Origin of the sequence: Pseudomonas lutea (assembly GCF_000759445.1) — a bacterium.
GTDB lineage: Bacteria > Pseudomonadota > Gammaproteobacteria > Pseudomonadales > Pseudomonadaceae > Aquipseudomonas > Aquipseudomonas lutea.
This window is the reverse complement of record NZ_JRMB01000002.1, coordinates 597,890-620,885: the sequence shown is the minus strand read 5'-3', so window position 1 is coordinate 620,885 and position 22,996 is coordinate 597,890. Positions and strand designations below refer to the sequence as shown.

Annotated in this window: 19 protein-coding genes and 1 tRNA gene; 9 read left to right on the top strand and 11 right to left on the bottom strand. The window is 60.5% G+C overall.

Annotated elements, in window-relative coordinates; all coding sequences use genetic code 11:
* Position 1: 1 nt before the first annotated feature.
* Together LT42_RS14935 and bglX are read right to left on the bottom strand one after the other, a co-directional pair.
* Entirely contained in the window at positions 2-1,747 is a 1,746-nt protein-coding gene (locus tag LT42_RS14935) for a sensor histidine kinase (RefSeq protein ID WP_037014449.1), read from the bottom strand.
* A 34-nt stretch (positions 1,748-1,781) separates the two neighbouring features.
* The gene (gene bglX, locus LT42_RS14930) at positions 1,782-4,079 is read right to left on the bottom strand and encodes a beta-glucosidase BglX (protein WP_037014446.1); all 2,298 of its coding nucleotides are present in this window, start codon (positions 4,077-4,079) and stop codon (positions 1,782-1,784) included.
* Positions 4,080-4,361: 282 nt separating this feature from the next.
* Between bglX and LT42_RS14925 the strand changes: the two genes are divergently transcribed.
* The 4 genes from LT42_RS14925 (at position 4,362) to LT42_RS14910 (ending at position 8,090) form a co-directional block, all read left to right on the top strand.
* A complete protein-coding gene (locus tag LT42_RS14925; protein WP_037014443.1) occupies positions 4,362-4,985 on the top strand; it encodes a LemA family protein in 624 nt (207 codons plus the stop codon).
* On the top strand, positions 4,985-5,749 hold the full coding sequence (locus tag LT42_RS14920; protein ID WP_037014440.1) for a TPM domain-containing protein: 765 nt from the start codon (positions 4,985-4,987) through the stop codon (positions 5,747-5,749). The genes LT42_RS14925 and LT42_RS14920 overlap by 1 nt, the downstream gene beginning before the upstream one ends.
* 27 nt (positions 5,750-5,776) lie before the next feature.
* Positions 5,777-6,394 carry a TPM domain-containing protein gene (locus tag LT42_RS14915; protein WP_037014437.1) on the top strand — a complete coding sequence of 206 codons (618 nt, stop codon included), beginning with the start codon at positions 5,777-5,779 and terminating at the stop codon, positions 6,392-6,394.
* A gap of 478 nt (positions 6,395-6,872) precedes the next feature.
* Entirely contained in the window at positions 6,873-8,090 is a 1,218-nt protein-coding gene (locus LT42_RS14910; RefSeq protein WP_037014434.1) for a class I SAM-dependent methyltransferase, read from the top strand.
* Here LT42_RS14910 and LT42_RS14905 read toward each other — a convergent pair.
* On the bottom strand, positions 8,087-8,986 hold the full coding sequence (locus LT42_RS14905; RefSeq protein ID WP_037014432.1) for a DMT family transporter: 900 nt from the start codon (positions 8,984-8,986) through the stop codon (positions 8,087-8,089). The genes LT42_RS14910 and LT42_RS14905 overlap by 4 nt on opposite strands.
* 442 nt (positions 8,987-9,428) lie before the next feature.
* Here LT42_RS14905 and LT42_RS14900 point away from each other — a divergent pair, with 442 nt between their 5' ends.
* The 3 genes from LT42_RS14900 to LT42_RS14890 all read left to right on the top strand — a co-directional run bounded on the left by LT42_RS14900 (position 9,429) and on the right by LT42_RS14890 (position 10,448).
* On the top strand, positions 9,429-9,656 hold the full coding sequence (locus LT42_RS14900; RefSeq protein ID WP_052075291.1) for a hypothetical protein: 228 nt from the start codon (positions 9,429-9,431) through the stop codon (positions 9,654-9,656).
* A 111-nt stretch (positions 9,657-9,767) separates the two neighbouring features.
* Positions 9,768-10,001 carry a DUF4160 domain-containing protein gene (locus tag LT42_RS26560; RefSeq protein WP_037014430.1) on the top strand — a complete coding sequence of 78 codons (234 nt, stop codon included), beginning with the start codon at positions 9,768-9,770 and terminating at the stop codon, positions 9,999-10,001.
* Between the two features lie 3 nt (positions 10,002-10,004).
* The gene (locus LT42_RS14890; RefSeq protein WP_037014427.1) at positions 10,005-10,448 is read left to right on the top strand and encodes a DUF2442 domain-containing protein; all 444 of its coding nucleotides are present in this window, start codon (positions 10,005-10,007) and stop codon (positions 10,446-10,448) included.
* A 5-nt stretch (positions 10,449-10,453) separates the two neighbouring features.
* Here the strand turns inward: LT42_RS14890 and LT42_RS14885 are convergent, their stop codons facing one another.
* Positions 10,454-11,482, bottom strand: a complete 1,029-nt coding sequence (locus LT42_RS14885; protein ID WP_052075349.1) for a DUF4917 family protein — start codon at positions 11,480-11,482, stop codon at positions 10,454-10,456.
* A 214-nt stretch (positions 11,483-11,696) separates the two neighbouring features.
* Here LT42_RS14885 and LT42_RS14880 point away from each other — a divergent pair, with 214 nt between their 5' ends.
* Positions 11,697-11,894, top strand: a complete 198-nt coding sequence (locus LT42_RS14880; protein ID WP_037014423.1) for an SPOR domain-containing protein — start codon at positions 11,697-11,699, stop codon at positions 11,892-11,894.
* A 265-nt stretch (positions 11,895-12,159) separates the two neighbouring features.
* Positions 12,160-12,636, top strand: a complete 477-nt coding sequence (locus tag LT42_RS14875; protein WP_037014420.1) for a hemerythrin domain-containing protein — start codon at positions 12,160-12,162, stop codon at positions 12,634-12,636.
* A 108-nt stretch (positions 12,637-12,744) separates the two neighbouring features.
* On the opposite strand, the gene LT42_RS14870 is transcribed toward LT42_RS14875, so the two are convergent.
* The 7 genes from LT42_RS14870 to LT42_RS14840 form a co-directional block, all read right to left on the bottom strand.
* A complete protein-coding gene (locus LT42_RS14870; RefSeq protein WP_037014416.1) occupies positions 12,745-13,554 on the bottom strand; it encodes an EAL domain-containing protein in 810 nt (269 codons plus the stop codon).
* A 225-nt stretch (positions 13,555-13,779) separates the two neighbouring features.
* Positions 13,780-13,853: transfer RNA gene (locus LT42_RS14865), tRNA-Gly, on the bottom strand.
* Between the two features lie 259 nt (positions 13,854-14,112).
* Positions 14,113-14,805: a pseudouridine synthase gene (locus LT42_RS14860; protein WP_037014413.1), complete on the bottom strand. Its 693-nt coding sequence runs from the start codon at positions 14,803-14,805 to the stop codon at positions 14,113-14,115.
* Entirely contained in the window at positions 14,795-15,013 is a 219-nt protein-coding gene (locus LT42_RS14855) for a cysteine-rich CWC family protein (protein ID WP_037017312.1), read from the bottom strand. The genes LT42_RS14860 and LT42_RS14855 overlap by 11 nt, the downstream gene beginning before the upstream one ends.
* A gap of 154 nt (positions 15,014-15,167) precedes the next feature.
* Positions 15,168-18,503, bottom strand: coding sequence for a dermonecrotic toxin domain-containing protein (locus LT42_RS14850; RefSeq protein ID WP_052075290.1), 3,336 nt, complete (start codon positions 18,501-18,503; stop codon positions 15,168-15,170).
* Between the two features lie 119 nt (positions 18,504-18,622).
* On the bottom strand, positions 18,623-22,249 hold the full coding sequence (uca, locus tag LT42_RS14845; protein ID WP_037017307.1) for an urea carboxylase: 3,627 nt from the start codon (positions 22,247-22,249) through the stop codon (positions 18,623-18,625).
* A 117-nt stretch (positions 22,250-22,366) separates the two neighbouring features.
* Positions 22,367-22,990, bottom strand: a complete 624-nt coding sequence (locus LT42_RS14840; protein ID WP_037014410.1) for an urea amidolyase associated protein UAAP2 — start codon at positions 22,988-22,990, stop codon at positions 22,367-22,369.
* Positions 22,991-22,996: the final 6 nt, after the last annotated feature.

The following is a 22,996-nucleotide window of genomic DNA, read 5'->3' as shown; positions in this document are numbered from 1 at the left end:
TTTAAGCCTCCTGAGCCTTGCCGAGGCAAAAGAAAAACCGTGCGCCAGCGCTGACATTTTCGGCGCTGAGGCGGCCGCCCAGCTCATGCACGATGGCGAACGAGACCGCGAGCCCCAGCCCCAGTCCATCGCCCACCGGTTTGGTGGTGAAAAAAGGATCGAATACGCTGGCCAGATGTTCGTCGGCAATGCCGCCGCCACTGTCGATAACCGCGATTCGCCAGTGCTCGGGCTGCTCGTCGATCCGAATTTCGAGGCGCTTGAGCGGTTTGTCCTGCATCGCGTCCAGCGCATTGCGCAGCAGGTTGATGAGCACCTGTTCAAGCCGGATGGCGTCGCCGCGCACCCATGCGGGACGCGTCAGGTCAAGCACGCAACTGACGCGCTCGCTTTTGATTCTGGCGTCGAGCAACAGCAGCGCCTGGTCAACCACGGTCGCCAGGTCAAGGCGCTCACGCAGACCGCTTGGGCTTTTGCGGGCGAATGTTTTCAGGTGCCCGGTAAGCGCCGCCATGCGGCTCAACTGCTGGTCAAGCAGGCTCAACGCTTTGTAGGCATCGTCGACCCGGCCGTGTTCCAGCAACAGGCGCAATGTCGCGAGCTGCATACGCTGGGCGGTCAACGGTTGATTGATTTCGTGGGCGAGCGCGGCTGACATCTGGCCCAGTGCCGCCAGTTTGGTGGACTGCACCAGACCCTCCTGTGCGGTTTGCAGATCCTGAGTGCGCTCTTCGACCAGGCGTTCGAGCTCTTCACGGCTGCGCTGACGCACCCGTGCAAGGCGCCAGCGCTGATACAAAAACAGCCCGAGGAACACCAGCGTCAGCCAGGTGCCTGCCGCTGCGAGGGCAGCGTTGCGCACGTCCTCTGCGGCGGGCTGGGGTTTGCGCAGCAGGTGCAATGTCCAGCCCTCGGTGGGCAAGGGCAGCGATTGCCACAGGTAATCAACCTGTTCGTCTGGCGCGCCTACGCGGCTCAGGTGACTGTTCACGTTGAACGTGCGAAGCGGCTCCTGATGCAGTGCCGTCAGGGGTTGCTTGTCGTACTGGCGGGTGCTGGCCAGCTCGGCCCTGTCCTGCGTGGTGAGCGGTTGCAGAGCCCGATACCGCCACTCTGGCTGGTTGGCAATGAAGACGATGCCTTTGGCGTCACTGACCAGCAACAGGTCGTCGTTTTGCGCCCATGTGTGTTCCAGGTCCGGAAACTCAAGCTTGACCACCATTGCCCCGATGAACTGCCCGGCTTCATCGCGCACGGCGTTGGCCAGGAAGTAGCCCGGGATGCCGCTGGTGACGCCAACGGCGTAAAAGCGCCCGACCCCAGTTGCGCGGGTCTGCGTGAAGTAGGGGCGGAAGCCATAGTTGTGGCCCACGTAGCTGCTCGGCAAGCGCCAGTTGCTGGCGCCGACCGCTAGGCCATTACGGTCCAGCAGCTCCAGAGTCGATGACTGGGCCGCACCGTTGATCTGCTCCAGCTTGAGGTTAAGCGCCTGGGTAGTCTCGGTGCTGACCGGACCGCTCAGGGCTGACCGCAATTGAGGGTCAAGCGCCAGCACGGCGGGCAGGGCTCGGTAGCGTTCAATGAGTGTTTGCAGGGTGTTGGCGTAAAGCGCCAGGCGGTCTGCAGACCGTGCCGCGTCGTCTTCAAGGGCATGGCGTTCGGCCTGATGCATCGCCAGCGTGGCCGCAGCGACGGCACCGGCAATGATCAGGGCCACATGGAAAACAAGTCGAGCTGAGCGAGGCATGAGCGTGACCTGTTTTCCGTGGGCAGTACCCGCCTTACAGCAGGTTGAACGTCGTCTCTTTCACATCTTCGGAATCCAGGCCAATCATCAGCTTGAACTCCCCGGCCTCGGCCGCGTACTTCAACGACGGGTTGAAGAACTTCAGGTCTTCCTCGGTCAGGGTGAAGCTCACGGATTTTTCTTCCCCGGGGTTCAACATGATCTTCTGGAAGTTCTTCAGTTCTTTGACCGGGCGGCTGATGGAAGCCGCGACATCGCGCAGGTACAACTGAACCACGGTTTCACCGGCCACTTTGCCGGTGTTCTTGACCATGACGCTGGCGGTCAGCTTGTCCTTGCGGGTCATCTTGTTGATCGACAAGGTGATGTCCGAAACGCTGAACTGGCTGTAGCTGAGGCCATAACCAAACGGAAACAGCGGGCTGGTCGGCTCCTCGAAGTAGTTGGAGGTGTAGTTCGAATCATTCGGGCGATACGGCCGACCGGTGTTCAGGTGGTTGTAGTACGCCGGCACCTGGCCAACGGAGCGCGGGAAGGTCATTGGCAGTTTGCCAGACGGGTTGTAATCGCCGAACAGCACGTCGGCCAGGGCATTACCGCCCTCGGTTCCGAGGAACCAGCTTTCGACCATGGCGTCGGCCAGCTCGTTTTCTTCGCCAAGCGCCAATGGGCGGCCGTTCATCAGCACCAGGACCAGCGGCTTGCCGGTGGCTTTGAGCGCGCGGATCAGCTCACGTTGACGGCCCGGAATCACCAGGTCTACGCGACTGGCGGCTTCGTGGGACATGTTGCGCGATTCGCCGACCACTGCAACCACGACATCAGCCTGCCGAGCAGCCTTGACCGCCTCATCAATCATGTCCTGTTCGGGACGCGGATCGATGGCGATCTGATCATCCATCTTGTTGAGGTAGGTGATGGCGTGCTGGTTGTCGGTGACGTTGGAGCCCAACGCGTAAATCAGCCTGGCCTTGTCGCCCACTGCCGCGGCAATGCCGTCGTAGGCGTTGACGGTCTGGCGCGGCAGACCGGCCCCGGACCAACTGCCCAGCATGTCCATCGAGCTCTTGGCCAGCGGACCGATCACGGCGATGGTGCCTTGCTTCTTCAGCGGCAGGGTGTCGTTCTGGTTTTTCAGCAGCACGATGCTCTTGCGCGCCACGTCGCGGGCTTCAGCACGGTGCAAACGGTTTTCGGCGTTGCGGTCGACCGGGTCATCCACTGCCGCGCCGATGCGCAGGTACGGATTGGCGAATAGTCCCATTTCCCATTTCGCGCCGAGCACCTCACGCACGGCATTGTCGACTTCCTTCTCCGACACTTCGCCGCTCTTCACCAGCCCGGGCAATTCTTCGCCATAGGCCTTGTCGTTCATGCTCAGGTCGACGCCGGCCTTGATCGCCAGCTTGGCGGCCTCGCGGAAATCCTTGGCCACGCCGTGGTCGATCAATTCCTTGATCGCGCCGTGGTCGCTGACGGTCACGCCCTTGAAGCCCCAATCCCGGCGCAAGACGTCTTGCAACAGCCAGGCGTTGGAGGTAGACGGCACGCCATTGATGGAGTTGAGGGCAATCATCACGCCGCCTGCGCCGGCGTCAATGGAGGCGCGATACGGCGGCAGGTAATCCTGCTGCATGCGCACCGGGCTCATGTCGACGGTGTTGTAATCGCGACCGCCCTCGACCGCCCCGTACAGCGCGAAGTGCTTGACCACCGCCATGATGCTGTTGGGTGCCTGCATGCTCGTGCCTTGAAAGGCGCGGGTCATCGTGGCCGAGATGCGCGACACCAGATAAGTGTCCTCGCCGAAGCCTTCGGAGCTGCGACCCCAGCGCGCGTCCCGGGTAATGTCGACCATCGGGGCGAAGGTCATGTCGACGCCGTCGGCCGCGGCTTCAATCGCCGACACCCGACCGGTGCGGGTGATGGCATTCATGTCCCAGGTTGAAGCCAGGCCGAGGCTGATCGGGAATATGGTGCGCTGGCCGTGTACCACGTCGAACGCGAAGAACATCGGGATCTTGTTGCGACTGTGGCCCGCGGCGTCCTGCATGGCGCGGTTGTCAGGCAACACCACCGAGTTGAACGTGCCGCCGATGCGGCCGGCAGTGATTTCCTTGAGAATTTCCGGCTTGGGCATCTCCGGGCCGATGCTGATGAGGCGCAGCTGACCGATTTTTTCATCGAGGGTCATCTGCTTCATCAGGTTGGCAATGAACGCATTCTTGGCTTGCAGGGTGGAGGCAGCGCCGACGCCGGTGGTAGCGTTTTCGGCCCAGGCGGACTGACTGGCCAGGCCGATGACGAGACTCAGTAAACACAGCTTATTCATGAATGGTTTTCTCAAGGCGTTGCCCGGCAACTCGCGCGTAATACCGGTCAGCCGTTGGTTTAGGTGTCGAACCTTTGGTTTTTATTGTCGTCAGGACGGGGGCGTCGCTGAACTCCTGCCTCATATGAGCATCAGTAGCGCAACGAGTTTTATCTGATTGTGGCCCCGCAATCCAGAGCCCTGACAACGCGATGGGCCAGGATTATGCCGGGGAACGTCCGGTTTGGCTAAAGTCCTGACTGACAGGAATATCAATTGATGAACACAAGGAACGCGTAAGCCATGCAAACAGAGCGTTTGGGCTTCGGCCAGAGCAGTCGTTACAAATTGTCACTGGCATTGATGGTGCTGCTGACCACCTTGTTGTCAGGGTGCGGGATCAACAACATCCCGACCTATGACGAGCAGGTTAAATCCGCTTGGGCCCAGGTGCAGAATCAATATCAACGTCGCGCCGACCTGATTCCCAATCTGGTAGAGACGGTGAAGGGTTATGCCAAGCAGGAGCAGGACACTCTGACCGCCGTCATCGAAGCCCGTGCCAAGGCGACGTCGATTCAAGTGGACGCCAGCACACTCAACGATCCCGCCAAACTCAAGCAGTTCCAGGACGCACAGGGCCAGTTGACCGGTGCGCTCAGCCGTTTGATGGTGGTCTCCGAGCGCTACCCGGACCTGAAATCCAACCAGAATTTCCTGGCCCTGCAATCGCAGCTTGAAGGCACTGAAAACCGCATCGCGGTGGCTCGTCGCGACTTCATCGCTGCGGTCGAAAAATACAACACCGAGATCCGGACCTTCCCGGGCCGTCTGTGGCATTCGGTGATGTACAGCGACCTGCCGGTCCGTCCGAACTTTGAGGCCACGGCCGCTGACGCTGACAAAGCGCCACAAGTGAAGTTCTGATGGCGCGCGCGCGGCGTGGCCTGATAGCCGCTTTACTGGCGGTGTCGATGGGTGTGCTTGCGCAGTGGGCGCAGGCCGACCTCACCTTTCCGCCGTTGACGGGACGCGTGGTCGACACCGCCGGGATGATTGACGCGCCAGGCAAAGAGCGTCTGGAACAGATGCTGCGCGCGCATGAAGAACTGACCACCGAGCAGGTTGTGGTGGTTACGCTGCCCGATCTTCAAGGCTCAAGCATTGAAGACTACGGTTATCAGCTCGGTCGTCACTGGGGCATCGGGCAGAAGGGCAAGGACAATGGTGCCTTTCTGGTCGTGGCTCGCGACGAGCGCAAGGTGCGTATCGAAGTGGGTTATGGCCTGGAAGACCGGCTGACGGATGCGCAGTCCTCGGTGATCATCAATCAGGTCATCACGCCGGCGTTCAAGCGCGGTGATTTTGCCGGCGGCATCAGCAAAGGCGCCGAAGCCATGGTTCAGGTGCTGGGCGGTGATCCGCTCGCCGAGCCCGCCGTTGGCGCAACCGGTAATGCCGCAGCGACTGAGGAAGAGCCCGCCGACTGGCGGATGACCCTGCTGTTTTTGGTGCTGTTTGTGGCCATCAGCTACATCAGTATTCGCTCCGGACGCGGCGGCATCATCGGTTCCGGAGGTGGCGGCGGCTTTGGCGGCTTTGGTTCCGGCGGTTCCGGCGGCTCGAGTTCGGGCGGCATGCGCGGGGGTGGTGGCGGTTTTGGCGGGGGCGGTGCCTCCGGTGGCTGGTAGTCGATCGCTCAGGAAGGGATTGCGTGCATGACATTGCTCAATAAAGACCAACAGCAGCAAGTGGCTGATGCCATCGAGGCGGTGGAGCGTCAGACCGACGCTGAATTGGTCACGGTGCTGGCCACCAGCGCAGACGATTACACCTACGTTCCGCTGATATGGGCCGGGGTCATCGCGCTACTGGTGCCAGGGCTGATCAACCTGCTGACGGGCTGGATGAATGCCAACCACTTGTTGCTCGCACAAGTGGTCACGTTCATCGTGGTGGCGTTGTTGTGCCGGTTGCCGGGCATCACCACGCGACTGGTGCCTGTGCGGGTGCGGCACTGGCGCGCGGGCAATCTGGCCCGTCGGCAGTTTCTGGAACAGAACCTTCACGCCACAGCCAATGGCACCGGCGTGCTGATATTTGTCAGCGAGGCCGAGCGCTATGTCGAGATCATCGTCGACGACGGTATTGCGCGCCGGGTGGACAACGACGTCTGGATCGCAATGGTCGAGACCTTCACGCGACAGGTGAAGAGCGGCCAGATTCTGGAGGGTTTTGTCAGCTGCATCCGCTCCTGCGGCAGTGTGCTGAGCGAGCAAGTCCCCGTGACCGAAGCGCGCAATGAATTGCCGAACCGGTTGGTGGTAATGGACTGAGATTTGTGGCGGTACGGTCCTCCGTAGATCTTTGGCGTTACAGTCCTCCGTAGGAGCCGGCTTGCTGGCGAACCCGGTTGGGCAGTCAATGCTGCGGTGTCTGTACAGACGCGTTCGCCAGCAAGCCGGCTCCTACAGGGGGTAGAGCCCGTGACCGAAGCGCGCAATGAATTGCCGAACCGTCTGGTGGTAATGGACTGAGATTTGTGGCGGTACGGTCCTCCGTAGATCTTTGGCGTTACAGTCCTCCGTAGGAGCCGGCTTGCTGGCGAACCCGGTTGGGCAGTCAATGCTGCGGTGTCTGTACAGACGCGTTCGCCAGCAAGCCGGCTCCTACAAGGGGCTGCGTGGCTGAGCGCAAGCGGTGTGCCAGCGCAGCAGAAATGCGCCGCAGGTCGGTTGATCCAATAAATTCCACCATCGCACAACGACCCGCCTAAAATAGCGCCTCGCATTTTCGCTCCCGAGGCGCTTTCCGATGTCCGCTACCGCACCTGCCGCCGTTCCTGCTCAGGATCACTGCGCTCAGTTTTTGAGCTTGCTCGATACCTGCCTGACGCAAAATTCGCTGATCAAACTGGTGCTCGCCAAATACGTGGGAAGCGAAGCGGAGCTGCAGCGGATCATCATCAAGCCCGTCACTGTGAAGGATCAGCCCTGCCTGTCCTTCGTCTATCGCTACAAGACCCGCGACATCACCAAGAATCACCCCCTCGCCGAAGCGCAGGCGCTGATCGCCAGCCTGCTGCCGGAATCCTTCAAAAATGCCCATCTGCTGTCGCTCACCGACGAAGTGCAGCTGGAGTTCAGCAAGAAGGGCAAGAGCACGCTGTTTCGCAACAAGGCTCAGCAGCAGCGCGAGGCCCCGACTGCCGAGCATGACCGGGAGAAGAAGCGCTATCTGGAGCTGAGCCGGCCGTTTCTGACTGACCTGGGGGTGACGAACAAGCAGCATGAGTTGATCCCGGCGATGTCGCGCAAGTGGAAACAGATCAACAAATTCATCGAGGTGTTCTCGCACGCACTGGCGACGTCGCCGATCAAGCTGGACACGCCGGTCACTGTCGCGGATTTCGGCTCGGGCAAGGGCTACCTCACGTTCGCCATTCACGATTACCTGCGCAACACCCTTCAGGTTGAAGGCAACGTCACCGGTGTCGAACTGCGCGAGGACATGGTCACGCTCTGCAACAACGCCGCCACACGGCTGGAGCATCCCGGGCTGGTGTTCAAATGTGGCGACGTGCGTTCGGTAGCGCCCAGCCAACTGGACGTGATGATCGCCTTGCACGCCTGCGATATCGCCACCGACTACGCGATCCACACGGGCATCCGTTCGGGCGCCTCGATCATCATGTGTTCGCCGTGCTGTCACAAGCAGATACGCCTGCAGATCCAGAGCCCAACGTTGCTCAAGCCGATGCTGCAATACGGTCTGCACATGGGGCAGCAGGCCGAGATGGTCACCGATGCCTTGCGCGCCTTGCTGCTGGAAGCGTGCGGCTACGAGACCAAGGTCTTTGAGTTCATTTCTCTGGAACACACCAACAAGAACAAAATGATTCTGGCGGTCAAACGCGCCACAGCGACTGACCCTGCCGAGCTGCTGGCGAAGATTCAGGAGCTCAAGGTGTTTTACGGGATTCAGGAGCAGTGCCTGGAGCGCTTGCTCCAGGCTGATGGCCTGCTGGGTTAGATTCTCGCAGCGGCAACGGGCTTGGGCGCAATCACAGCCGTTTTGCGCCCGATGGCCAGCGTGACCACGACACCCGCAGCGAAGATCCAGGTCGTCGGGTCTATGTGCTCTCCGAAAAACAGCGCCGAGAAGGCCATGGTAAAAAATAGCTGAACCAGCTGGATCTGGCTCACCCTGGCGATGCCGCCCATGGCAAGTCCCGCATACCAGGCGAAGAAGCCGATGAATTGCGAAAACAGCGACACGTAGCCGAAGGCCCACCATGTACCTGCGGAAATCGGCCCCTGATGCTGCCATGCCAGATAAGCGACGGGCACGATCAACACCGGGATTGAAATGACCAGTGCCCAGCAAATGACCTGCCAGCCGCCCATCTCCTTCGCGAGGCGCCCACCTTCGGCATAGCCCAGCCCGCCAATCGCCACTGCGCCCACCATCAAAAGATCGCCGGCCTGCAGGTTGCCCGCGCCGCTGATCAACGCGTAACCCAGCACCAGAACACTGCCCATGGCCGCGCACGCCCAAAAGGCTTTGGATGGGCGTTCGTGAGACAGCCATGCGGCGTAGATGGCGACCAGCAATGGCTGCAAACCGTTGACCAGTGCGCCGTGGGAGGCGGGCAGGGTTTTCATTGCCCAGGCCGAGAGCACCGGAAAGCCGACAATTACCCCGAGCGCGACGACCATCAGTGCCTTGAACTGCGCGCGGCTCGGCCACCGCTCCCGTCGCCAGAGCAGCAACGCCGCCGCTGGCACCGCAGCGAACAGGGCGCGGCCAAGGCCGTTGAGCAAAGGGTGGATTTCCTGCACCACGATGCGCGTCATGGGCAGAGTCAGGCTGAAGATCACCACACCGATCAGTCCGAGGAGCATGCCGGTATTTTCACGAGAGGACATAAGGGTAGTGCCTTGTTCTTGTTGTGCGAAACGCAGGCATATTCAGCCACAGAATCTGCGCACTGATCCTTTACAGATGCGCTCGGAATCATCCGTACACTTCGTACCAAGACTGTGCGGCGCTCAAACCGGCCTCTTCCCGGCTGAAGCCGGTCCCACATTTCGACTGTGTGCATTCAGCGGGACTGGCGGGAGCCCTCAGTCTTGACCGGCTTCAGGCGAGAAGAGGCTGCACTCAGCTGGACGGGATACAGCCGGAAGAGTCTGCACTCAGTGGGACCGGCTTTAGCCGGGAAGGGGGCAGTGGGGGAAATGCCGTTTTCGAGGATTTTCCTGCCGCGACCAAATTCCCTCTTCATGTTGGTGCAGAAGTTGAATGCAATGTTGCTGCAACAGTTTGAAGGTCAAATTGGTGCCGTCGAATTCAGCCAGGAGAAGCATCATGTCGGATATCGGAAAATGGGCCTTGCAAGGTGTCGTGGTGTTCCTTTTTGCCTGGATGGCGACCGTCGCGGCGCAATGGTCGGGCAGTGTCGTGCATACAACCAGCAGTGACCGCCTGGCCGCGCTCAGCGACATGCGCTTGACGACCGAGTCGGTGGCAGCCAGCGTCAAGCATGCGCAAGGGGGCGCCGTGGTGGTCGGGGCGTTGTCGGAAGGTAACGAGTAATCGCCGGGGCTGGGAAGATTGGAAGCGACTGGCAGGCGACCACCTCCGATGGCCAACGTGATTGACGCCGGGAAGTTTGTGCCAGGGAAATTTTTTCTCTAGTATCGCGCCATGGCTACCGTACATAACGACCGCAACTGGAAAATAAAAATCTATCCGGACGATCTTGCCCCGCCCCATTTTCATGTCCAGACGCCCGACGGTGAGTCGCTTGTGCAGATCGACGGCCTGAGGGTTTTAGGCAAAGGTGCCGAAGGGCGTGCGCTTAAGGCAGCGCTGGTATGGGCCCGGAGTCACCCAAGTGAGTTATGGCGGATTTGGTATGAGCAGAATCGGAGGACCTGAGGCATGAGCAACAAATTACGCATCGCTGCTGTGCAACCTGTTCCGAACAGTCGCTCGCTGATCGTCCACTGGAACAACGGTAAGCAGCACACGGTGGACCTGGCTGCTTCTATCGACAAATTTGAAGGGTTGGCCGCGCTGGCGGAAGAGGCACGGTTCAAGCAGATGACGGTGGGCGAGTGGGGGTTCGACGTTTCCTGGGGGGATGATATAGAACTGGCGGCGTCGACGCTCCACCGCCTGGCTCTGGAGCAGGCGGGGGAGGTGATGCCCACACAGGCGTTCAAACAGTGGATGGCGAAGAACAACCTCTCCCTGTCCGCCGCAGCGGTCGAGCTCGGTTTTACACGCCGAACCATTACCGCCTACAGCAGCGGTGCCGCGCTGATTCCCAAACATGTGGCATTGGCGTGCCGGGGATGGGAATACGAGCACACGGCTCGATAAGATTTCTAGCGTTTCAATTCCAGCGCTTCCTTCAACCTGGCCACTGGCACCGCCAGCTGCGGATCGCCCAGCGGGTGAGTGGAGGCATTGAAGAACGTCAGCTCGATGTTCTGTCCCTCGAACAATTCGCTGTAGCGGCGTTTCTGGTGCTGAATGAACGCGTCGCTGCGCGGAAGGATTGAAATGGCAACGCGTTCGGGACGGGCTTGCAGCACGGCGTTCAGGATATGTCGATCCTGCTTGCCCAGAGAGTGGCCGAACACGCACAGCGCGCCTTCATGCTGCGCAAGCTGGGTGTGGCAAAACGATAGATAATCCGAACCGCGGATGATCTTCATCTTGTCTTCGCTGCGCCCTTCACAGACGAACAGCGGCACATCCTCCAGCGCATTAATGGCGAAGCTGCCCAGCAGCGTGCTCTCCGAGGACATCAGCTTGCGCGCCGTGCCGTCAAAGTTTTTCACCAAATGCATGCCGCCGTGCAGGTACAGAATGCGCGTCGCATGGCTCTCGGTGCGGTGCAGGTTGAACACCGCATCGTCGTCGAACAAATCATCAAACGGTTGAGCGCCGTGCATGGCAGCCCAATAGGCCAGCAGATCGTAATTGGTGGAATAGACCGTCTGGTACTGGCTCAGCGCTTCGCTGATCCTCGCGATGCTGGAAGCTTCCATCAATCGCCAGGGGATGTGTGCCGAACGGATGCCGTGAATCAGCGCTTCCTTGATTGCAAAGTAGCGGTTGCGCGGAGATGAAGAGCCAATGGTCAGCGCAGCATTGACTCGCATGGCGACTTTCAACCCGCTGAGCACGGGCTCGAAGTTCTCCGTCTCCATCGACTTGAACAGCGCGAGTTCAGTTGCGCTCAGGGGTTTGTTGCGCGTGGTCTGCGCCAGCTCGAACAATGAGTCGTAGGCAAAATTCTTCCACACGGCAAGACTGGCACCGTTGCCCAGCAGCAGCCCCGGATAGGGGTTAACGGCCTGCAGGGTGTTCCAGTCCGCCAGTTCGGCATCAAAATCCGTGAATTCCATCATCTCGCTTCGCTTTCAGGTGAGCAGGTACTGACCAGACGCCAGAACGGAGGGGTCTTATAGAAACCCGGCCGGGCGTTGTCAACGCGGTATCCCGCCGTTGCAACATTCAGAGCCGCGCGCCATTGGTCTCGGTAACGTTTATAGAGTGAGTGTTGGGTGTAAGGTTTTATCGGACAACCCACAACACTCTCTTGAATGAGGGGAGGTGACCATGCACAGCGCAATGCTCAGCAAGACGCACTTCAATGGCTACGATGTGATCAACGTGAATAATGGCCCCTGGCGGGTATGCACCCACAGCGACCGGCTGGGGTCGTTCGCGACCCGTGAAGAGGCCATGGCCTACGCGGCCTCACTGCCGGCCCGTAAAGAACGAACGGCGTTGAACACCGAGCAGCCAGCTCATTAGCTGACTCCGGCCCATCCGCTCCACCGTTGCAGGGGCTTTGTGCATCACAAGGCCTCTGGAGCGGCAAGTACCTGTTGATCTGCACTATCCGTTTGCGAACATTCATGCAGTCTGCACGACACGGCTGCATTGTGCTGCTCATAACTATCTGATTTAAAACCGGTTATTTTTTCTGCCGCTTCGGCACGCTCGATGCAATTCCTATGATGAACCTGCAGGGTCGACACCTAGATCGACTCGCCTACCGTGATCAAGAGGAAACATCATGAACGCCATCGAACTTCTGAAAGCCGACCACGAGCGTGTGAAAGCCATCCTGAATCAGTTGAGCGAGTCCACCGAGCGCGGTGTGAAAAAGCGTACTGATTTGCTCGCCAAGCTGGAGATGGAAATCACCATCCATACCAAGATCGAAGAAGAGATTCTTTATCCAGCGTTCAAAGAAGCAGGCGGTAAAGAACAGGACATCATGTACTACGAAGCCAAGGAAGAGCACCGCACCGTCGACGCACTGGTCCTGCCTGACTTGAAGCAGACTGACCCAGCCACCCCGGAATTCTCCGGCCGGGTGAAGGTAGTAAAAGAGTTGCTGGAACACCACATCGAAGAAGAAGAGGAAGAGATGTTCCCGCAAGCTGAAAAACTGCTAGGCAAGGAAAAGCTGGAGGAAATCGGCGCGCAAATGGAAGCCATGAAGGCCGAGTACAAAAAGTCCATGGCGGCGCCAGGCATCGCGGCTTAAGCACGATTCCGTTAGAAATAGCCCTTCAGAAGAGCCCGGAGCATTCCGGGCTTTTTTGTGCCGTGATTTCGCGGCCGCTTCCCGTTACTTGGGCGCTGCCTGGGTGAATCACGCCACCTGCACAACGTCCGGACGCCGTATCAGCTCCAACGGCATTGGTTGAAGTTGCCCAATCATCGGCCTGGCGAACAGGTAGCCTTGCATCAACTCGACGCCCAGATCCAGCAAGGCGTCGCGCTCTTCGCAGGTCTCGATGCCCTCGGCAATTACTGTGATACCCAGTCGCTTCGACAGCAGCATGATCCCCTCAACAATCGCGCGACGCACGGCATCCTCGCCAATGTTTCGAGTGAGCGCCATGTCGATCTTCAGCACATGGGGCTGAAACATCGCGAGCATATTGAGGCCGGAATACCCTGAGCCGAAATCATCGACAGCAGTGGTAAAGCCCTGCCGCGCGTACTCCTCGAAAATGGATTTGAGATGCTGCGGGTCTTCCACACGCTCACCTTCGGTAACCTCGAACATGAGTCGGTCTACCGGGAAATTAAACGTGCGTGACGCCTCCAGCGTTGCCCGAATGCAGGTCTCGGCGCGATACACCGCTTTGGGTAGGAAGTTGATACTCAGTTTGCAGTCCGCAATTGCGGGGAGGCCAAGCTGGGCAGCCAGCTCGATGGCCCTGACCCGGCAAGCCTGGTCAAAACGGTAACGGTTGCCGTCGTTGACCTGACCCAGAATGAACCCGGCAGACTCGCCGTTGACGCCTCGCACCAGTGCCTCGTAGGCGAAGGGCGCGCCGGTGGTGACGTTGAAAATAGGCTGGAACGCCATGGTGAAGTCGAATCCCAGCGCTTCCAGATTTCGACATTCAGCGCAGCCGATGGATGTGAAGGGTACGAGGGGTATGTGTTGCATGATCGTGTGTGCCTTGAGATTTCGTCTGTCGGTGTAGAAATTGGATGGACTGGTCTCTGTATCGGCAGCTTGCGCGAAATCTTCGGCGCGAATTTCAGCAAAAAGGGGGCGGGAGCGGTGTCGTTTACGAGGGAAGGTAGGGATGATTTGACCTGAACAACATGAGGCAGGCATTGCGCGTTATACGCAGGAGGGGGCGCAGAAGCCCGGAAACACTGGGGGAGATGGAGCGGGTAGAGGGAATCGAACCCTCAACTAAAGCTTGGGAAGCTTTCGTTTTACCACTAAACTATACCCGCTTTTGGCTTGACGCCTTTAGGCGGCTGACTTTGTACCAGATGCAGCCTGTTAATTGAAGCGTTAAATGCCGCCGCAGCAAAAAGCTTCACATCTGTTCCAGGGTTCTCGCCCAAGAGAGCCATCACTGCCCCCGCCGAGCGATTATCTGCACGGTGCGCCACTCCTCCTGTACACCCAACGCCACTGCCGCTGATGCGCCTGCCGCGAACACGCAGACCTTTCGGCGCTGGCTTGCACTCAGCCGCAGCCGGCCAAGTTTCAGATCATGCCAATTTCGTCGGCGCTCAGCGTACGGGATTCGCCAGGCGCCAGCATCGGATCGAGTACGAGTGGCCCCATGCTCTCGCGATGCAGCCGAGTCACCTTGTTGTTGAAAAACCCGAACATGCGTTTGACCTGATGGTAACGCCCCTCGACGATGCTCAACCGGGCACGATGACTGTCGAGAACAGTCAGTTCAGCCGGTTGAGTGGTCAGGTCCTCAAAGGCGAAGTAAAACCCTTCAGCGAATTTATCAACGTAGCCCGCATCAATAGGCGCCTCGGTCTCGACGTAATACACCTTCGCCAGCTTGTTGGTCGGCTGGGTAAGACGCCGCGACCACTGGCCGTCATTAGTGAGGAGCATCAACCCTGAGGTATTGAAGTCCAGACGACCGGCGATGTGCAGATCGTGCTTGTCAGGCGCGTCAAGCAGGTCAAGGACGGTGGGGTGCTGCGGGTCGGTGGTGGCGCTGACGCAGCCCTCGGGTTTGTGCAGCATCCAGTACCGGGCAGGCTTACCGTGCTGAAGGATTTTGTCATCCACACGCACCTGACTGAAAATCCGTACCTCATGCATCGGCTCTTTGATCGGCGAGCCATCAACGGACACGCGGCCCGCGAGGAGCATCAAACGCACGTCGTTGCGGTTGAGGTTCGTCTGGTTGCCGAGGAAACGGTCAAGACGCATTGCGACTCGCGGCGTCCACGCCTGCACACTGGGGACAAAGGCATGCCTGACCGCGTGCCTCTTCGGGCAATGCCTCCAGGGCTGCGGGGTCGATTTCAGCTGTAAAGCACCAGCATGCCTGACCGACGGTGCGGGGGTTGGCCAGGGTACAGCGATTGCTCGCGCCGCAGACGGGGCAGGTATTCGGATCGATGGGCGAAATGTTCATAAAATAGTCATTGGGATGCATCAGGGAATGACCGCACCGCTTGGCGGCCGGCAGCGCTGTCATTTTCGGCCAGTCATGGTTCGACGCGAACATGAGCCCGCCAATGCTAGCGTGCCGCATTCACCTGCGCCACGAGCATCTGCCTTGCGAGGCCTCAGGGCGTGACAGGCGCCTGGCCCTGCGGCGCAACAAACGACGGAGAGCGACCCAGCAATGAGCCAACCGCAGGGCAGCGGCAGTGGACGAGCAGAATCCTGTCGTAATGGATGCCGTGTCGACTCAGTTCACCGAACAAGTCTTGCAGAGTCGGATTGGCAACGCCGAAGCGATTGCGAACGGTCAACACGTCCATAGGCGTCGGTGCCAGAGGCGACTGAAGTGGCGGTTGATGGCTGTTGCGTACGATCTGGCTGATGTCCCGGTAACTCTCGTAGCGTTCGCTCTGAAACTTCGCCAGCGAGTAGTTTTTGATGTGCCCTTGCAGCGTTGTCCCCGCTATCAGCGTGTCCCTGGCAAGCAGGCCGGAGAAGGGGCCCACTCCGGGGGCGGCCAGCGTCTGGGTGCCGTCGAGCATCGCGTAAGGCCGGACGGACTGGCTCGCGATCCTGTGCAGCATTGGGTCCACCAATTCATGACCATGAGGGGCGTAGGTTCGCAGTTCCGTGCCATTGGGGATCGCCGTCGTGCGTGTCCAGGGCAGGTAATAGCCGTGGCTGCTGACCACCAGCGTTCGGGCCTGGGCCCGGTCCGATGTCCACAACAGAAACTTGCGCCCCAGTTTCCACGCTTGCACCGCCGAGGTGTTGAACATCGCGTTGCCCGGTACGCTCCAGGTCTTCATCAGTCCGGTGCCATTGAAGAAAGGCTTTATTATCGTTTTGCGCTGATGCGTGGTCCGACGAAGCCAGGATCCGAAATCACGCAGCGGTACGGATGGCACGGACCGTCCCAGCGTTCGAGCGGGCGAGCGGAGCAGGTTGAAGGCTCTCAACAATCGCGGCGTGGCCGGGCCCATTTGCAACAAACCCAACGACAGAATTGCAAAGGTGAGGTTGCGACGTTCCCGCTCCCGGTCACCCGGTAAACCAGCTGCCTGGACATTCAAAGCGATGCTGGCGGCGCTGACTGTCAGCGCCGTGACCCCAGCTGCTGTATGCAGCAGCGCCAATGGCGCCAGCAGTAATTGCAGGCGGTTGGCATGCTGGGTCCAGGCACTGATGGCCAGCTCACGGTCGGTCACAATGCTGTCTTCTGCATCGGCCTGGCTGTTGCGCCACAGTGTCTGCCACATGAATGCGACAGGAGAACCAGGCACCTCCTGTTCGCAAAAAAGGTGCTGCTGCGCCGCGTGAACGTTCGGTCGGTACAGACAATCCGCCCAGGGGCGCAAAATCGAAACGGCCGAAGCCGGGGGCTGAACGCCGCCCCACACTTCGAGAATGTGACCGAGCTTTGCGCGCAGACGGTTGGGGACATAGTTGATCAGGGCTTCGCGCCAATGCGGGTCAGCGGCGGCCCGTACCAGATGACTGACCAGATGCTCGCGGTCCCTGAACGGCACGAACGGTTGCTGCTGACCGGCCTGATAGAGCACACCTCCGTCGCGTCCGGTGTCATTCAACAGCAGCAAACCTGCGCAGGCGGGGCATTGCGAACTGAAAGGCAGTCCAGTCCCCAGGTAGAAGCCCAAGGCCGTCCACCGCGCAGTGCCTGGCACGCCTACCTGCTGCACCTGCTCCATGGCGCTGACGATTCGACCGAAATCGTACTCGCAGATTTCGCGACGCTTCAAGCTGATCAGCGCCTGGCTGACGAAGGTCGACCATAGCGATCGCTCGATGGCAGCACGTTGCTGGTGCCAGAATTGGTCGAGCTTGCACTTCATGACGTCGAGAAAGTCGATGCTGGCGATGTAGGTCTCGGCGCTGACCGCGCTGACTTCCAGTTCGCCATCCACTGACGCCTGACCCTGACCGTCTGGGTCAGCGTAAACGACCCAGCGGCCGTCATCCTCGTAACCGCGAGGGTGCGTCGCCCTGAAGTTGCTCATCAACGCCTGGCTCAAGCTGGTTGGCTGGCCGTCAGGGATGTGCATCACATTGGCAGCAGCAATTCGCGGGTTGCCCCACGGCCTTGTCGCAGGGCCTGGCACGTAGCGGATGAACACGTCTTGCGCAGGCGTACGCAGACCGTTTTGCTTGAGCCACTTGCCCATGAGCCGATCAGCCACTCGCTGCGGCGTGGGTATCCGCCCGGGAAATGGCTCGTGGCCTTGCCAGTGATCCAGCATGCTGATCACCGCCATCGCCGGTTCGATGAGCAACGCGTGATCGTCATCGATGCGGCCATCAAAGCGGTCATCGAAGCGCTCATGGGTCAGCTCGAAGCCCGAATCCTCCGTGATGCGCCTGACTGAAAAATCTGCCTGCGCGAGTCGCAGTTGCGCAAACACGTCGGTGGTCGGCTCACCCAGCGCGAGGCTGCCGGGTGCAGTGCTCAGGTTCAGGTGCAGCCGATGCCAGCTGGACGCGTTGAGCGCGGTCAGGAGCTGTTCCGGCCGCCAGGGTGCGTCGTCGCTGATGTATTCATGGCATTGCGCATGGGGGCCAGGCAGGTGGAGGTAACAATGCCCGGTAATGCTGCATCTCAGATGAAAAATGCCCGGGATGATCACGCCGTCCAGCGTCAGGCAGCGCACGACTACACGCCGGGGCTGCCCGGACTGAAGCTCGGCCAGGGCTTGCGGAAAGCGTGCGAGCCCCATTGCGTCCAGTGCCAGCCTGTAACCCTCCCGGTTGAGGCGTTTGCGCGAGTGCAAACGCGCCAGCCCCTCAAGAAACGTCAGCTTGGCGAGCATTTCCCACGTCGCGCCATGACGCAGCCAAAACCTGTGCTGCATCTGCTCATATTCCTGCACCCATCGGGCCTCAATCAACAACGTGAAGAAGTGGGCGATGGTCAGCCCTGGCGCCTGTGGCGACACATCGCGGTCCGGTTCGGCGCAGCGCCGTAGTGCCAGAAATGCAGGCGGGTTCAGTATTTCCCGGCCCAGACTGCGCAGTGACAGCCGCTGCTCGAAGCACTCCCGGCCGTCCGTCTCCACCGCGGGCTCCAGGTCGGTGCTGAAATGGATGTGCGACTCATCGATGTCGATCCCATGGCCGATCCGTGCGGTAAGCGTTTCGCTCAATCTTTGGTCCAGATGGCTACCGACCGCGGGCGGAAACTCAAGATCAAGCTGCCAGGCTTTCAGCACCCACACCGAACCGTAGAGCAACCTGGCCACCGGGCTTGTCGCCTGGCGTCTCAGTGCGTTGTGATTGAGCAGGGACGGCTCGTTCACAGCCGGCTCGCCCAGCGCGTCAGCGGCGCGAGGCAAAGCGATGTGATCGTCGAAGGGCGAAACGCTTAAAGCGCGAGCCTGAAATGGATCGTCGTTGGAACGAAGTTCAAGGGCACCCGGAAGGCGCGAAGGGTTGCGGTCGTTCATCAGTATCGCGCCATGTGGAAGGTTGACCACTATGGCGCGATGCCGGGTTTCAAGGGTGGTATCTATCTATGGCGCATGCACCTGCTCAATGTGTTTAAGCGCCATCTCCTGCGAGAGCGTCAGCCGTCGTTTTCCAGCACCACCACCCGCTGGCCCGCGCGCACCGCTGAACCCGGTTGCACATGCACGTCGGTGATAATCCCGGCATGGGGGGCCAGGATCGGAATCTCCATCTTCATCGACTCCAGGATCACCAGCGTGTCTCCTGCGGCCACACGTTGACCGACGCTGACCTGCACCTGCCACAGGTTGCCGGCGATGTGGCTGTCGATACTGGTCTGACCTTCAAGCAACGGGGCTTCTTCGCTGGATTCAGCCACGCCCTCATCGCTTTCGAAAGAGGCCTGGCCGTTGGCAATCCAGCGCTCGCGTTCGGCGTTGAACGCACGCTGCTGTTGGCTACGGAAGGCCGCGATGCTCTGTTCCTCAGTTGCCAGGAACGCCTGGTATTCAGTGAGATCAAGTGTGCTGTGCTCGATCTGCAACGGGTATCGGCCCAACGGAAAATCACGGCGAATGTTCAGCAGATCGTCCGCGCTGACCGGGTAGAACCGGATCTGGTCAAAAAAGCGCAGCAACCACGGCTTGCCGTCAAACGCCGCCACCGCACGGTAGCGATTCCACATTTGCAAGGTGCGGCCAACAAACTGGTAGCCACCCGGGCCTTCCATGCCGTAGACGCACATGTAAGCGCCGCCGATGCCGACCGAATTCTCGGCGGTCCAGGTGCGTGCCGGATTGTATTTGGTGGTGACCAGGCGATGACGCGGATCGAGCGGCGTGGCAACCGGCGCGCCGAGGTACACGTCGCCCAGGCCCATGACCAGATACCGGGCTTCGAACACCGTGCGGTGTACCTCATCAAGGTTTGGCAGGTCGTTGATGCGGCGGATGAATTCAAGGTTGCTCGGGCACCATGGCGCGTCTTTGCGCACGGTGGTCATGTACTTTTCGATGGCCAGTTGGCAGGCCGGGTCATCCCAGGACAACGGCAGATGAACGATGCGCGACGGCACCTGCAGATTCTTGCTGGCACAGACCCCATCCCACTCACCGGCGACCACCTCAAGCAGCGTGTTCAACGGCAATTGCTCGGGCTGGTAATGCACTTGCAGTGAGCGGATGCCAGGGGTCAGGTCGATCACGCCTGCAAGCTGCTTGCCTTCGAGCGCCTGCATCAACGCATGGCCCCGGAAACGCAATACAAGGTCCAGCTCCGGCGCGCCGATTTCGAGCAGCAGGTGGGTGTCCCCTGAAAGGCGAGCGACGAGGCGGGTGTCGTTTTCACCTATATCAAGAACGATGGGTGATTGTAGGAGCGCGCTTGCCCGCGAATGCGATGGCTCAGGCGCTAGACCTTCATCGGATGTACCGACCTCTTCGCGGGCAAGCGCGCTCCTACAGAACGCCTCTCGCGCCTCAATGACGCTCACCGGATGAAACCGCACTTTATCGCCGGCCTTGAGCTGCCCTAGCTGCCACAGATCCGCTTCGATAATGGTCACCGGACAGACGAACCCGCCCAGGCTCGGGCCATCGGGGCCGAGGATGACCGGCATGTCCCCGGTGAAATCCACCGCGCCGATGGCATACGGGTTGTCATGGATGTTCGAGGGGTGCAGGCCCGCCTCACCGCCATCGGTTCGCACCCACTGCGGTTTTGGCCCGATCAGTCGGACGCCCGTTCGGCTGGAGTTGAAATGGACCTCCCAGTTCGTCTCGAAGAAGGTCTCGACGTAGCCCTCGGTGAAATACTCCGGGGCGCCGTGTGGCCCGTAAATCACCCGGATATCACGGACTGCACCCAGCTCGGCGATGAGCGCTGGCGCCAACCGTGCGCCTGCAGTGCGCTCCTTCAACGGCGCGACATGCAGCACATCGCCTGCGCGCAGTGCCCGCCCGCCATGTCCGCCAAACTGGCCCAGCGTGAAAGTACTTTTGCTGCCCAGGTAATCCGGCACATCAAGCCCGCCACGCACACACAGGTAACTGCGCGCGCCTGCGCCCGCGATGGTGCCCAAGTTCAGTGTCGATCCGGCAGCCACGAGCAGCGCCTGATTCATCGGTTGCGCCTGGCCGTCGAGGGTCAACGGAATGACCGCACCGGTGACGGCGATGACTGCATCGGTGTTGAACCGCAGCGTCGGACCGCTCATGGTGATTTCCAGTGCGGCGCAGCCCTCGGGATTCCCCAGCAGTTCGTTGCCCAGGCGCAGCGAGCGGCTGTCCATCGGGCCGGACGGCGGCACGCCCACGGCCCAGTAACCCAGACGCCCCGGATAATCCTGCACGGTGGTCTGGGTGCCGCCGCTCAGCACTTCGAGCGTATCGGCGCGGTAGACGAGACCCTCCAGGCAGCGCGTCCATGGCTGGCCGCTGGCGAACGGTTTGTCGGCGATGATCTGACGCAAGTAATCGCGATTGGTCTCGATGCCGTAAAGGCGCGTTTCTCCCAAGGCTTGGGCCAATCCCTGGCTTGCCGATGCCCGATCCGGCGCCCAGCTGATGACCTTGGCGATCATCGGGTCGAAGAACGCCGGGATCTCACAGCCCGCTTCGACCCAGGTATCGATGCGCAGGTTTTGGCCATCCGCGGCGGGGAAGGTCACCGAGGTCAGCAAGCCCGGGCTGGGCTGAAAATCCCGGCCCGGGTCTTCGGCGTACAGCCGCGCCTGAATGGCATGTCCTCGAGGTTTCAGGCTGGCCATGAGCGCGTTCAGCGGTGGCAGCTCCCCGGCAGCGAGTTGAATCATCCAGCTCACCAGGTCCACGCCCCACACTTGCTCGGTGACGCCGTGCTCGACCTGAAGACGGGTATTCACCTCCAGAAAATAGAAGCGCTGATCGTCACTGTCGAAGACGAACTCAACGGTCCCTGCGCTGCGGTAGTTGACCGCTTTGGCCAGTTTGATGGCTGCGCTGCACAGCTCATCGGCCATGCCGGCGGGCAGGTTCGGCGCGGGTGTTTCTTCGAGGACTTTCTGATTGCGCCGCTGCACCGAGCAGTCGCGCACGCCGAGGGCGATCACCTCGCCATGCCCATCGCCAAATACCTGCACCTCAAGATGGCGGGCGCGCTGAATGTATTTCTCGATGAACACGCCGGCGTCACTGAAGTTGTTCTGGCCCAGACGCTTGACGGCCTCGAACGATTCGTCCAGTTCACCGGCGTTGCGACACACGCGCATGCCGATGCCGCCGCCGCCCGCTGTGCTTTTCAGCATGACCGGATAACCGATGACGGCGGCAGCGCTCAGCGCGGCGTCAACATGATCCAGCAGTTCGGTGCCTTCGAGCATTGGCACGCCATGCTGTCTGGCCAGCGCGCGGGCGGTGTGCTTGAGGCCGAAGACCCGCAACTGCTCGGGCGTCGGGCCGACGAAGGCGATGCCGGCGTCTTCACAGGCTTGAGCGAAGGCTGCGTTTTCAGACAGAAAACCATAACCCGGGTGGATGGCTTTGGCGCCCGTGGCTTGGGCAACGGCGAGGATCTTGTCTACCGCGAGATAGGTCCCGGCGGCGCCGCCGTCGCCCAGGCTGTGGGCTTCATCGGCGTGAACGAGGTGCAGACTGGCGGCGTCCGCTTCGGCGTACACCGCGACACTGCCGACGTGCAAGTCACGCAGCGTGCGAAGGATGCGGCAGGCGATGGCGCCGCGGTTGGCGATCAGCAGTTTGTCGAACATGGCATTGACCCCAGGGCGCGAATCATTGAGCCCTATCGGGTAGCGGGCCGTCCCGCTGTTGTACATGTTGCGCGAAGGCCGTCCCCCGCGCCGAAGCCTTGAATATGCCGTCAGCTGTCAGTCCCAGACCAGCAGCTCGGCCGGGGTGGGGTTGTAGCCGTTGCACGGGTTATTCAGCTGCGGGCAGTTGGAAATCAGCACAATCACGTCCACCTCGGCGCGCAGTTCGACGTATTTGCCGGCGCCTGAGATCCCGTCTTCAAAGGTCAGCCCGCCGTCCGCGGTAACGGGCACGTTCATGAAGAAGTTGATGTTGGGGCTGATGTCACGCTTGCCGAGTCGGCCGTCGTGAATGCAGGCGCGCAGGTAGTTGTCGCGGCAGCTGTGCATGTGGCGCTTTTCCAGGGCGTACCGCACCGTGTTGCTCTCTTGGGCACAAGCGCCGCCGAGGGTGTCGTGGCGGCCACAGGTGTCTTCGACGATGGTCAGCATCGGTTTGCCAAGGTTGGAATAGAGAACGCTGCCCTTGCTCAGGTACACGTTGTTCTGTCGACGCAACGTGCGCTGCACGTCGTAACGTTCGCGCGGGTTGGCCAGGCTGTAAAACAGCGTGTCCACCGCCTGATTGCCCTCCAGATCCAGCAGTCGCAGGGTTTGCCCGGCTTTGAGCTCGGTCAGCGAAGGCTCGCCGGCCGCGATGTGCGTAATGGAAGCAGGGGCAGAGGTCGTGGTGTGGGTCATACAGGC